The organism is Paraburkholderia mimosarum LMG 23256 = NBRC 106338, assembly GCF_000739815.1.
Lineage (GTDB): Bacteria > Pseudomonadota > Gammaproteobacteria > Burkholderiales > Burkholderiaceae > Paraburkholderia > Paraburkholderia mimosarum.
Genome location: NZ_BBJJ01000011.1, coordinates 19,236 through 32,148, shown reverse-complemented (window position 1 = coordinate 32,148; position 12,913 = coordinate 19,236). Strand labels below are relative to the sequence as shown.

10 protein-coding genes are annotated in these 12,913 nt (G+C 63.6%); 2 read left to right on the top strand and 8 right to left on the bottom strand.

Annotation, left to right across the window (positions count from 1 at the left end):
- Positions 1–25: 25 nt before the first annotated feature.
- Entirely contained in the window at positions 26–1,744 is a 1,719-nt protein-coding gene (locus BMI01S_RS11620) for a glutamine--tRNA ligase/YqeY domain fusion protein (protein WP_028214476.1), read from the top strand.
- 194 nt (positions 1,745–1,938) lie between these two features.
- Here the strand turns inward: BMI01S_RS11620 and ppx are convergent, their stop codons facing one another.
- Entirely contained in the window at positions 1,939–3,561 is a 1,623-nt protein-coding gene (gene ppx / locus BMI01S_RS11615) for an exopolyphosphatase (RefSeq protein ID WP_028214477.1), read from the bottom strand.
- Positions 3,562–3,750: 189 nt separating this feature from the next.
- Here ppx and ppk1 point away from each other — a divergent pair, with 189 nt between their 5' ends.
- Entirely contained in the window at positions 3,751–5,814 is a 2,064-nt protein-coding gene (gene ppk1 / locus BMI01S_RS11610) for a polyphosphate kinase 1 (protein WP_028214478.1), read from the top strand.
- A gap of 81 nt (positions 5,815–5,895) precedes the next feature.
- On the opposite strand, the gene phoR is transcribed toward ppk1, so the two are convergent.
- From phoR to pstS, 7 genes are all read right to left on the bottom strand, one after another.
- The gene (gene phoR, locus BMI01S_RS11605; protein ID WP_028214479.1) at positions 5,896–7,209 is read right to left on the bottom strand and encodes a phosphate regulon sensor histidine kinase PhoR; all 1,314 of its coding nucleotides are present in this window, start codon (positions 7,207–7,209) and stop codon (positions 5,896–5,898) included.
- 132 nt (positions 7,210–7,341) lie between these two features.
- Complete coding sequence (gene phoB / locus BMI01S_RS11600) at positions 7,342–8,043, bottom strand: phosphate regulon transcriptional regulator PhoB (RefSeq protein WP_028214480.1); 702 nt, start codon at positions 8,041–8,043, stop codon at positions 7,342–7,344.
- A gap of 29 nt (positions 8,044–8,072) precedes the next feature.
- On the bottom strand, positions 8,073–8,777 hold the full coding sequence (phoU, locus tag BMI01S_RS11595) for a phosphate signaling complex protein PhoU (protein WP_028214481.1): 705 nt from the start codon (positions 8,775–8,777) through the stop codon (positions 8,073–8,075).
- A gap of 22 nt (positions 8,778–8,799) precedes the next feature.
- Positions 8,800–9,654, bottom strand: coding sequence for a phosphate ABC transporter ATP-binding protein PstB (gene pstB, locus BMI01S_RS11590; RefSeq protein ID WP_407669052.1), 855 nt, complete (start codon positions 9,652–9,654; stop codon positions 8,800–8,802).
- A gap of 24 nt (positions 9,655–9,678) precedes the next feature.
- Positions 9,679–10,575 carry a phosphate ABC transporter permease PstA gene (gene pstA / locus BMI01S_RS11585; RefSeq protein WP_028214483.1) on the bottom strand — a complete coding sequence of 299 codons (897 nt, stop codon included), beginning with the start codon at positions 10,573–10,575 and terminating at the stop codon, positions 9,679–9,681.
- Entirely contained in the window at positions 10,572–11,558 is a 987-nt protein-coding gene (pstC, locus tag BMI01S_RS11580) for a phosphate ABC transporter permease PstC (protein WP_028214484.1), read from the bottom strand. Before pstC ends, pstA begins: the two co-directional genes overlap by 4 nt.
- A gap of 209 nt (positions 11,559–11,767) precedes the next feature.
- Positions 11,768–12,799, bottom strand: coding sequence for a phosphate ABC transporter substrate-binding protein PstS (gene pstS / locus BMI01S_RS11575; protein ID WP_028214485.1), 1,032 nt, complete (start codon positions 12,797–12,799; stop codon positions 11,768–11,770).
- Between the last annotated feature and the right edge of the window lie 114 nt (positions 12,800–12,913).

Sequence of the window (12,913 nt, the reverse complement as noted above, 5' to 3'; positions counted from 1 at the left end):
GCCCTCGAACGACTTCCCTTTTCGCATGAATACCGAACGTAAAGACGCTGACCGCACGGACGCGCCTGCGGCATCCAATTTCATCCGCAATATCATCGACGACGACAACCGGTCGGGCAAGTGGGCGCAGCGTGTCGAAACGCGCTTCCCGCCGGAGCCGAACGGCTATCTGCACATCGGCCACGCGAAGAGCATCTGCCTGAACTTCGGCGTCGCGAAAAGCTACGGCGGCGTGTGCCACCTGCGCTTCGACGACACGAATCCTGAGAAGGAAGACATCGAGTACGTCAATTCGATCATCGACGCGGTGACGTGGCTCGGCTTCGAATGGAAGAAGGCCGACCAGGAATACCTCTTCTACGCGAGCGACTACTACGACAAGCTCTACGAGTTCGCCGAACTGCTGATCCAGCGCGGCAAGGCCTACGTGGACAGCCAGTCGCCGGAAGAGATGCGCGCGAACCGCGGCTCGGCCACGGAAGCCGGCACGAACTCGCCGTTCCGCGATCGTTCCGTCGATGAGAACCTCGACCTGTTCCGCCGCATGAAGGCAGGCGAGTTCGAGGAAGGTGCGCACGTGCTGCGCGCGAAGATCGACATGGCGTCGCCGAACTTCAACATGCGCGACCCGGTCATCTATCGCATCCGCTTCGCCCATCACTACCGCACGGGCGACAAGTGGTGCGTGTATCCGATGTACGACTACACGCACTGCATCTCGGACGCGCTGGAGAACATCACGCACTCGCTTTGCACGCTCGAGTTCGAAGATCATCGCCCGCTCTACGACTGGGTGCTCAACGAACTGGCCGACGCCGGCGTGTTCACGCGGCCGCTCCCGCAGCAAATCGAGTTTTCGCGCCTGAACCTCACCTACGCGATCACGAGCAAGCGCAAGCTGCTGCAACTCGTGACCGAAGGCCACGTGGACGGCTGGGACGACCCGCGCATGCCCACCATCGTCGGCGTGCGCCGCCGCGGCTTCACGCCCGAGAGCATCCAGCTCTTTTGCGAGCGCATCGGCGTGACGAAGGTCGATTCGTGGATCGACATGAGCGTGTTCGAAGGCGCGCTGCGCGACGACCTCGACGACAAGGCGCCGCGCACGGCCGCCGTGCTCGACCCGCTCAAGCTCATCATCGACAACTATCCCGAAGGTCAGAGCGAAGACTGCACGGCGCCCGTCCATCCGCATCATCCGGAGCGCGGCCTGCGCACGTTCCCGATCTCGCGCGAGCTGTGGATCGAGCGGGAGGACTTCAACGAGACGCCTCCGAAGGGCTATTTCCGCCTGTTCCCGGGCAACAAGGTGCGCCTGCGCTACGGCTTCGTGATCGAGTGCACGGGCGCGGACAAGGACGAGAACGGCAACGTGATCGCCGTGCACTGCAACTACTTCCCGGACAGCAAGTCGGGCACGGAAGGCGCGAACAACTACAAGGTGAAGGGCAACATCCACTGGGTGAGCGCGGCGCATGCGTGTCCGGCGGAAGTGCGCCTCTACGACCGCCTGTTCCGCGAAGAGCAGCCGGATGCGGGCGGCCGCGACTTCCTCGAAGCGCTCAACCCGGACTCGAAGCGCGTCGTGCAGGCGTATCTGGAGCCGGGCGCACGCGACGCCGCGCCCGAAGACCGCTATCAGTTCGAGCGCCACGGCTACTTTGTCGCCGACCGCTACGATTCGAAACCGGGTGCGCCGGTGTTCAACCGCATCGTCGGCCTGCGCGACAGCTGGGGCAAGTAAGGTACGCGCTGCGCGCCCACATAAGCAAAAGCCCGCACGGATTCGTGCGGGCTTTTGTGAGAGGGGCAGTCTGACCGAAACAGCCCGATCGGCTTACGCTGATCGGGCTGTTTCCTTTTCGGAGATCGTCATGGACACACTCCCGTTGATCGGATCGACCCTTGGCGAGCTCTGCTTCCACGCGCCTCGCCCGTTCACTCGTCGGTGTACACCACGCGATACGGAATGCCGATCTTGCCCCATTCTGCCGCTTCCTGAACGAGGTTGTAGTCGGTCAGCGGATTGTTCTGGACCCAGGCGTTGGGCAGCAGCACCTCATAGCCATTGCCCTCTTCTTCTACCTTGATGTGCGGCAGGCCGACGTCGGCGCGGCGGCGGCACAGCAGCGCGGCGAGCCGCAGGCAGAAGAGCAGCGGCCACTCCACGTCGCGTGTCTGCGAGAGCTTGCCGAGCTTGCCCACGTGGCCGAGCACGAGCGCGGCGAGGCGCGCCTGGTCGGTACGCGAGAAGCCGGGCATGTCGGCATTGCTGGCGATGTACGCCGAGTGCTTGTGATACGCGCTGTGCGAGATGGAGAGCCCGATCTCGTGCAGCGACGCCGCCCACGAGATGAACATGCGGTTCTCTTCGCGGCGCTCCTCGTCGGGCTCCTCGAACTGGTCGTAGAACTTCACGGCGAGATCGCCGATGCGCCCCGCCTGCGCGCGGTCCACGCCGTAGCGGCGCATGAAACCTTCCACCGTCACCGTGCGCATGTCCTCGTGCTGCGAACGGCCGAGCAGGTCATAGAGCACGCCGAGGCGCAGCGCGCCGTCCGTGGTGTCGACGTAGTCGATACCGAGCTCGTCGAATACCGCGATCATGATCGAGAGCCCGCCCGCCAGCACCGGCACGCGATCGGGCTTGAGCGCGACGAGCTTGAGCCGGTTCACGTTCTCGGCCTTGATGAGCGCGCGCTTCAGGCGTTCGAGGCCGCCGCGCGAGATGCCGTGCGTCACGCCCGCATCGTTGAAACCGTTGGCCTCGACGAGTTCCGCGAGCGCGCGCGCCGTGCCCGAGGAACCGATGGCCTGGTCCCAGCCGGTCGTGCGGTAGTCGGAGGAAATGATCTGGATTTCGCGCGTGGCCGCGAGTTCGGCCTGGCGCATCGTGTATTCGTCGACGTTGCCCGAGGGGAAGAACTGCCGGCTATGGCTCACGCAGCCGATATACAGGCTTTCCATCCGGATCGGCGTGTAGTGCGCACCGATGATGAATTCGGTCGAGCCGCCGCCGATGTCCACCACGAAGCGTTTACCCGCGCTCGCCGGCACCGAGTGCGCGGCGCCCGCGTAGATGAGGCGCGCCTCTTCGCGGCCGGCGATCACCTCGATCGGGAAGCCGAGCGCCGCTTCGGCCTCGGCGAGGAACTCGCCCGCGTTCTTGGCGACGCGCAGCGTGTTGGTCGCCACCGCGCGCACCTGATCGGGATGAAAGTCGCGCAGGCGCTCGCCGAAGCGCTTGAGCGCGTCCCAGCCGCGCACCTGCGAGGCGCGGTCGAGCAGCTTGTCTTTCGACAGGCCTGCTGCAAGCCGCACCGGCTCGCGCAATGCATCCACCGGATAGATCTGGCTGCCGGCATCGGTCTCTTCGACGCGCCCAACGATCAGACGAAAGCTGTTCGAGCCGAGATCGACGGCGGCAAGCAGGTGGGGATTCGTTACCATCAGGGGGGCGGGCTCCGTGCGTGCGTACATCGACGAACGCGCGGCCATACGGGCTTGCTGCTCCGCGGCCGCACTGTCCAAATGCGATATTTTAAGCGTAGCCGACTTCACCATGTCGCTCCTCGCGCGGGTCAACCAGGGACTTTTACCCAGGGTGCATGTTCGCTACGCGAGTTGTCGATTTCATGAAAATGCGGCGTAAAATTTATGACACATCAAAAGTCATATTAAAGTCATATTACTGTGAGAATTTCCGAGCGTCCGTTCGAATCACTCCCCGATATTCCTTTTTCATTGCCAATGTCCATCCGCTACCCTTTGCTTAACCGCGAGCTGGGCATACTGGGATTCAACGAGCGCGTGCTGGCACAGGCGTCCGATCCCGCTGTTCCTTTGCTGGAGCGCCTGCGCTTCATCTGCATCACCAGCAGCAACCTCGACGAATTCTTCGAAGTCCGCATGGCCGGGCTCCAGGAACAGATGCGCGACAACCCGGGCGTGCTCTCGCCCGACGGCATGTCGCTGCAGCACGTGTACGACCTCGTGGTCGAGCGCGCGCAGCGTCTCGTGCATCGCCAGTACCGCATGCTGCACGACACGGTGCTGCCCGCGCTAGAGCAGGAAAGCATCTATTTTCACGGCACCGACGCCTGGAACGAGGCGCAAACCGCCTGGGCGCGCAAATACTTCTTCGACGAACTGCTGCCCGTGCTCACGCCGATCGGCCTCGATCCTGCCCACCCGTTCCCGCGCGTGCTCAACAAGAGCCTGAATTTCGTGGTGGAGCTCGAAGGTAAGGACGCCTTCGGACGTCAGGCCGTAATGGGCATCGTGCAGGCGCCGCGCGCGCTGCCGCGCCTCGTGCGCATGCCGCAGGAACTCTCGGGCTTCCAGCACGGTTTCGTGCTGCTCGGCTCGCTGCTGCAACGCTTCGTGGGCGAGCTGTTCCCGAGTCTCGTCGTGCGCAGCTGCAATCAATTCCGCATCACGCGCAACAGCGAACTCTTTGTCGACGAAGACGAAATCACCAATCTGCGCGTGGCGCTGCAGGGCGAACTGCCCGCGCGCCATCTCGGCAATGCGGTGCGGCTCGAAGTGTCGGCGGAAACGCCCGCGCATCTCGTGAAGCGTCTGCTCGACGAAAGCGGCCTCAACGAGAAGGACTGCTATTTCGTCGATGGACCCGTGAATCTCGTGCGTCTCATGCAGTTGCCCGAGATGGTGGATCGCCCCGACCTCAAGTTCGTGCCGCACGTGCCCGCCATTCCGCAGCGCATCGCCGCGAACAGCAACATGTTCGATGTGATCGACCAAGGCGACGTGCTGCTGCATCACCCGTACGAGAGCTTCCAGCCGGTGCTCGAACTATTGCTGCAGGCCGCGAACGATCCGAACGTGGTCGCGATCAAGCAGACGATCTACCGCACCGGCACCGATTCGCCGCTCATGGACGCGCTCATGCAGGCCGCGCGCAACGGCAAGGAAGTGACGGTGGTCGTGGAGCTGCTCGCGCGCTTCGACGAAGAAACCAACATCAACTGGGCCGCGCAGCTCGAAGCCGTGGGCGCGCACGTGGTGTACGGCGTGGTGGGCCACAAGTGCCATGCCAAGATGATGCTGATCGTGCGCCGCGTGGCCGTGAACGGTCGCATGGTACTGCGTCGCTACGTCCACCTCGGCACGGGCAACTACCATCCGCGCACGGCGCGTCTTTACACCGACTTCGGCCTCATGACCTCGGAGCCGAAGATGTGCGAGGACGTTCACCACGTCTTCCAGCAGCTCACGGGCATCGGCGGCGAGCTGCAACTGCACGATCTGTGGCAGTCGCCGTTCACGCTGCATCCGAAGATGATCGAGGCGATCCGCGCCGAGGCCGAGGCTGCGCGCCAGGGCAAGAAGGCGCGCATCGTCGCCAAGATGAATGCGCTGCTCGAGCCCACGGTAATCGATGAGCTGTACGAAGCATCGCAGGCCGGCGTGAAAATCGACCTCATCATCCGCGGCGTGTGCTCGCTGCAGCCCGGCGTGCCCGGGCTCTCGGAGAACATCACGGTGCGCTCGATCGTCGGGCGTTTTCTGGAACACCATCGCATCTACTACTTCTATGCGGGCGGCAAGGAAGACGTCTATCTGTCGAGCGCCGACTGGATGGATCGCAACCTGTTCCGGCGCGTCGAAGTGGCGTTCCCGATTCGTGACCGCAGGCTCAAGCGCCGCGTGATCGCCGAAGGTCTGTCGTGCTTTCTCGGCGACAACCAGTCGGCCTGGCTCATGCAGAGCGACGGCCACTATCGCCGGCGCCGTGCTGGCAAGGCCGTGCGCAATGCGCAGTTGAATCTGCTCGCGAAGTTCTGCCCTTGATGGCTTGACGGGCTGGTCGCGCTGGACGAAAAAATGCCGCTTCCCGGGAAGCGGCATTTTCGTTTGCACTGGCTGCGGCGCTTACACCGGCGCGGGCTGCCTTCTCGTCGTACGCGCGGTCGGGAAGCGCACCGTGAACGTGCTGCCCCGCCCTTCTTCGCTCTTCACTTCGAGCGCTGCATCATGGCGTTGCAGCACGTGCTTCACGATGGCGAGGCCCAGCCCCGTGCCGCCCGTGTCGCGCGAGCGGCTGCGATCCACGCGATAGAAGCGCTCGGTCAGGCGCGGAATATCGGCGGCTGGAATGCCCAGTCCGCTGTCGGTGACCGAGAACACCGCACTGCCTTGCTCCATGCGCCAGCTCAGGTGCACCGAGCCACCCTCCGGCGTATAGCGCACCGCATTGGTCGCGAGATTGCCGAGCGCGCTCAGGATCTCGGTTTCGGAGCCCGTAACGCTCAAGCCATCGTCGAAATCGGCCGTGATGCGGTGATGGCCGCCCGACAGGTTCTCCGCGTCCTCACGCACGTGTCCGAGTACCGCGCGCATATCGACCATCTGGTCGTCGGGCTGACGCGCCTCGCCTTCGAGTTTGGCCAGCACCAGCAGATCGGTGACGATGTGGCGCATGCGCGAGGCCTGTTGCTCCATCAACTCCAGATAGCGGGTGCGCTCGGCTTCGCCCAGCGGCAGTTCGCGCATCGTCTCGAGGAAGCCCGAGAGCACGGTGATCGGCGTCTTCAATTCGTGGGAGACGTTGGCCACGAAGTCGCGCCGCATGGCGTCGGTACGCTCGAGTTCGGTGATGTCCTGCGAGAGCACGAGCTTACGGTTCTCGCCGTACGGAAACACCTGCACCGAAATCACATTCTGACGCTTCGCGCCCATGCCCCGCATGATGAGCATGTCCGTGTAGTCGTGCGAATTGAGATAGCGCACGAAGTCGGGCTGGCGCACGAGATGCGTGATGTGCTGGCGCAGATCGCGTTTCGCGTCGAGACCGAAGTGGACTTCGGAGATCGCGTTGCACCATTCGATCTGATCGTGATCGTCGAGCATGGCGACGCCGTTGGGCGACGCCTGAATCGCCTGGATGAAGCGCGAATGCTGCTGCTCGACCTGGCGCACCTGGGCGTGCCAGCGCTTCGCGAGCTTGTGCAGACGGTAATAGATTTCGCCCCAGATGCCGGGGGCGCTCGGCACTTCGCCATAGACCGGCGCGTCGAGCAGGCGCCAGAGGCGCTGCTTGTGGAACGTGCCGAAGAGCATTTGAGCGAGCAGCGCCAGCACGGCCACGCTCAGTGCGATCTTGACGCCGAAGATCGCGCCAATGCCCGCGCATACGAGCGCGAGCAACGCGATCGATACGAGGGAGCGCACCCAGATGATGTTCATGATCCTGCGATCGAAGGTAGATACGGTCGGATGCGGGCACGCGACATCTTGTGACCACCGCTGCGGTCACGGTGGATTCCAATCAGCCGCGCCGCCCGGTGACTCACCCTGCGGCGCTGCCGTGGAACGGGCTCAGGCGCTCTTCGCGAGACGGTAGCCGCTGCCGCGCACCGTTTCGATCATAGCATCGCACCCCGCCGGCTTTAGCGCGGCACGCAGACGCTTGATATGCACGTCAACGGTGCGCTCTTCGACGAACACGTGATCGCCCCACACCTGGTCGAGCAGCTGCGTGCGGCTGTGCACGCGCTCGGGGTGCGTCATGAAGAAGTGCAGCAGGCGGAACTCGGTGGGACCGAGATCGAGCTTGATCTCCGAGCCATCGGCCGCCGCCGCCACGCGGTGCGTGGCCGGATCGAGCTTCAGTCCGTTGATCGCCACGACGTCTTCGGTGAGCTGCGGCGCGCGGCGGCGCAGCACCGCCTTGATACGCGCCATCAGCTCCTTCGGCGAGAACGGCTTCGTCACGTAGTCGTCGGCGCCGATCTCGAGACCGAGCACCTTGTCCTGCTCGTCGCCGCGCGCGGTCAGCATGATGATGGGGATATGCTTCGTGCGCTCGTTGTTGCGCAGGTCGCGCGCGAAGGTGACGCCGGACTTGCCCGGCAACATCCAGTCGAGCAGGATGAGATCGGGCAGCACGTCGCTGATCAGGTTCTGCGCCTGCTCCGCGTTGTAGGCGCGGATCGGGCAATGGCCTGCGTGCTGCAGGTTCACCGAAATCAGCTCGGAAATGGCGGGCTCATCTTCGATGACGAGAATGCTGCTAGGCATCGGCACCTCTTGACCTTGTTACCTGAAAGTTAGCTGAGTGCTTCGCGTTCGAGCGCGTCGCGCGACTTGTGCCGCACGTCCGTGCCCTTCACGATGTAAATGATGAATTCCGCGATGTTCTTCGCGTGGTCGCCGATCCGCTCGATCGCCTTGGCGATGAACAGATAGTCGAGGCCCACCGAGATCGTGCGCGGATCTTCCATCATGTAGCTCACGAGCTTGCGCACGAAGGCGCGGAATTCCTCGTCGATCGCCTTGTCGTCGCGCACGATCTGCGCGGCCGCCACGGTGTCGAGGCGCGCGAACGCGTCGAGCGCGCGGCGCAGGATCGACACGGCCATCTCGCCCGAGACCTTGATTTCGGCGATGTTGACGGTGCGCGAGGCGCCGTCTTCCATCAGGCGCTTGGTGCGCTTGGCGATCTTCTCGGCTTCGTCGCCGGCGCGCTCGAGATTCGTGATCGTCTTGGAGATCGCGAGCACGAGGCGCAGGTCGCGCGCGGCGGGCTGGCGGCGCGCGATGATGTTGCTGCACTCCTCGTCGATCTCGACTTCCATCGTGTTGAGGCGGTCTTCAGCAGCGATCACGCGATCGGCGGCGGCGCCGTCGAACTCGTTCAGGGCCTGCATCGCCGTGATGATCTGCGATTCGACTAGGCCGCCCATTTCGAGGACCTTCGACGAAATCAGATTGAGGTCGGCATCGAACTGGCTGGACAGGTGTTTGTCGGACATGGTTTCCTCGCTGCGTCGTCGGTCAGCCGAAACGGCCCGTGATGTAGTCTTCCGTTTCCTTGCGGACCGGCTTGATGAAGATCTTCTCGGTGTCGCCGAATTCGATCAGCTCGCCGAGATACATATACGCAGTGTAGTCCGAACAACGCGCGGCCTGCTGCATGTTATGGGTGACGATCACCACCGTGTAGTCGCTCTTCAGCTCGGCGATGAGCTCCTCGATGCGGCCCGTCGAAATCGGGTCGAGCGCCGAGCACGGCTCGTCGAGCAGCAGCACTTCGGGGCGGATGGCAATGCCGCGCGCGATGCACAGGCGCTGCTGCTGGCCGCCCGAGAGGCCGTAGCCGCTCTGACCCAGCTTGTCCTTCACTTCGTTCCAGAGCGCGGCCTTCGTGAGCGCCCACTCGACGCGGTCATCCATTTCCGGACGCGAGAGCGATTCGAACATCTTCACGCCGAACGCGATGTTGTCGTAAATCGACATCGGGAACGGGGTCGGCTTCTGGAACACCATGCCGATGCGTGCGCGCAGCAGCGAGATGTCGCGCTTCGACGTGAGCAGGTTCTCGCCGTCCATGACGATTTCGCCCTCGGCGCGCTGCTCCGGATAGAGCGCGTACATCTTGTTGAAAGTCCGCAGCAGCGTGGACTTGCCGCAGCCCGACGGGCCGATGAACGCGGTCACCTTGCCTTCGGGGATCTGCAGGTTGATGTTCTTCAGGGCGTGATATTTGCCGTAGAAGAAGTTCAGGTCCTTCACTTCGATCTTCGGCGTGCCGAGCGCCTGCGCTGGCGCGTGATGGGCGGGTTCCGCGGGTTGGAAACCCGTTGCCGGCGACGCAGCTTGCCCGGCGCTCTTGAGGTGAGTCTCTGCCATGTTCATCGGGTACTCCGCCCTGGATTACTTGTTCGAAAAGACCGTGCGCGCGAGGATATTCAGACCCAGCACGCCCAGTGTGATCAGGAAAACGCCGGCCCACGCAAGCGATTGCCACTGCGCAAACGGGCTCATCGCAAACTTGAAGATCGTGACCGGCAGGTTCGCGATCGGTTGATTCATGTTCGTGGTGAAGAACTGGTTCGACAGCGCCGTGAAGAGCAGCGGCGCCGTTTCGCCGGCAATCCGGGCGACCGCCAGCAGCACGCCCGTCACGATGCCGGCGATCGAAGCCTTCAGCGTGATCGACATCACCATCTTCCACTTCGGCGTGCCGAGCGCGAATGCCGCCTCGCGCAGATTGTTCGGCACGAGCTTGAGCATGTTTTCGGTCGTGCGGATCACGATCGGGATCTGCAGGAGCGCCAGGGCGATCGCGCCGGCCCAGCCGCTGAAGTGCCCCATCTTCGCGACGACGAGCGCGTAGACGAACAGACCGACGACGATCGAAGGCGCCGACAGCAGAATGTCGTTGATGAAACGCGTGACGCTCGCGAGCCAGCTTTTCTGGCCGTATTCCGCGAGATAGATGCCTGCGAGAATGCCGATCGGCGTGCCGACGAAGGTTGCAGCCGCAACGAGTATCAGGCTGCCGACGATCGCGTTGGCGAGACCGCCGCCATCGGTGTTCGGCGGCGGCGTGGACTGCGTGAACAGCTCCACCGAAAGACCGCCGATGCCGAGCGACAGCGTCGTGTAGAGAATCCACACGAGCCAGAGCAGGCCAAACGCCATTGCGGCGAGCGAGCACGTGAGCGCGATCGCGTTGGTGATGCGGCGACGGCGTTGCAGCTTGCCGCGCATGCGGTCCAGTTCGGGCCCGTAAATCGCACCCGGAATCTTCATCAGCGGTTCGCTCATCGCGCACCCTCCGCTTTTTCAAGGCGCAGCAACATGACCTTCGAGATCGACAGCACGATGAACGTGATCACGAACAGGATCAGGCCGAGTTCCATCAGCGCGGCCGTGTGCAGGCCCGGGCTCGCTTCCGCGAACTCGTTGGCGAGCGCCGAGGTGATGCTGTTGCCCGGTGAAAAGAGCGACACGTTGTCGAGCAGATTGGTATTGCCGATCACGAACGTGACGGCCATCGTTTCGCCGAGCGCGCGCCCGAGCCCGAGCATGACGCCGCCGATCACGCCGGTCTTGGTGAAGGGCAGCACGATCTTCCACATCACTTCCCAGGTCGTGCAGCCGATGCCGTAGGCCGACTCCTTGAGCAGCACGGGCGTGACTTCGAACACGTCGCGCATGACCGAGGCGATGTACGGAATGATCATGATCGCGAGGATCACGCCGGCGCAGAGAATGCCGATGCCGATGGGCGCGCCCTTGAACAGCGCGCCGACGATCGGCATGCCGCCCAGCAGCGCGCCGAGGGGCTTTTCGAACCATTGCGCGAAGATCGGCGCAAACACGAGCAGACCCCACATCCCGTAGACGATCGACGGGATGGCGGCGAGCAGCTCGATGGCGATGCCGAGCGGCCGGCGCAGCCACGCGGGCGAGAGCTCAGTGAGAAAGAGCGCAATGCCGAAGCTCACAGGCACGGCGATGATGAGCGCGATGAGCGAGGTGGCGATCGTGCCGTAGATGGGCACGAGCGCGCCGAACTGCTCACTGGGAGGATCCCAGTCGGCAGTCCAGAGGAATGCGAGACCGAACTTCTGGATCGTCGGCAACGAGGCGACGAGCAGCGATACGATGATGCCGCCGAGCAGCAGCAACGTGACGATGGCGGCGAGGCGTGCGAGGCCGCCGAAAATGATGTCCCCTGCCGGGCTGGGCGCTCTTTGCTGCGCAGCGTTGCCGGATGGGTTCGACACGAGCGGGACGTCGGACATGGTGACCTGGGTTCCATTTGCCGCGAGCGCGGGGCTCACGACGTTGACGCAGCCGTGAGACTGCGGATCGCCCGACTTCCGGCCACTATGGCTGACGACTGGACCGGAGGGCGGGCGGCACATCATGGACAGCGCATTCAGGCAAGCCACAAGCGAACAGGCCGCGCGCGTCACGCGGCGGCCCTTTTTACGCTTGCCTGACGCCTTGCTTACTCAGCGACCGGCTTGCCGCTCGCGTCCTTGACCTTCTCCTTCCACTGCGCCTTGATTTCGCTCACAACCGAAGGCGGCAGCGAGATGTAGTCGAGGCTGTCAGCAGCCGGCGTGCCGTTCTTGAACGCCCAGTCGAAGAACTTGAGCGTTTCCTTGCCCTGTTCCGGCTTGTCCTGCGCCGTATGCAGCAGCACGAAGGTCGCGCCGACGACCGGCCATGCGTCCTTGCCTGGCTCGTTCGTGAGGATCTGGTAGAACGACTTCTTCCAGTCCGCGCCGGCAGCGGCGGCCTTGAACGTTTCGGTGTCCGGCTGAACGACGGCGCCCGCCTCGTTCTTCATGGCAGTGTAGACCATGTGATTTTGCTTGGCGTACGCCCACTCGACGTAGCCGATCGCGCCCGGCAGGCGCTGAACGAAGGCGGCGACGCCGTCGTTGCCCTTGCCGCCCGTACCCGTCGGCCAGTTCACGGTCGTGCCTTCGCCGACCTTGCTCTTCCACTCGGGGTTGACCTTCGAGAGGTAGTTCGTCCAGATGAAGCTGGTGCCCGAACCATCGGCGCGGCGGACCACGGCGATGTCGAGATCAGGCAACTTGACCTTCGGGTTCAGTGCGACGATGGCCGGATCGTTCCACTTCTTGATCTTGCCGAGGTAGATGTCGCCGAGCACCGGGCCCGACAGCGTGATTTCGCCAGCCTTGACGCCCGGAACGTTGATCGCCGGCACGACGCCGCCCACCACCGTCGGGAACTGGAACAGACCGGCCTTGGCCAGATCTTCGTCCTTCAGCGGGGCGTCAGAGCCCGCGAAGTCGACGGTCTTGGCCTGAATCTGCTTGATGCCGCCCGACGAGCCGATGCCCTGGTAGTTCACCTTGCCGCCACCCGACTTTTGATAGGCATCCGCCCATTTCGTATAGATCGGTGCTGCGAAGGTGCTACCCGCGCCGGTGATGTCTGCAGCGTGGGCTGCGATCGCGAAGAGCGCGCCAGCAACGCCAGCGAGCGCGGTTTGCATCAATTTCATGAGACCTCCAGTGTGTGAGCGGGATAACGACACCGCGAAGCTTAGGGGGTCTCTGTGACAGTACTGTGACGGTTCATGAAGCAAACGTGACAGTTCGATTACCGACTGAAAGGC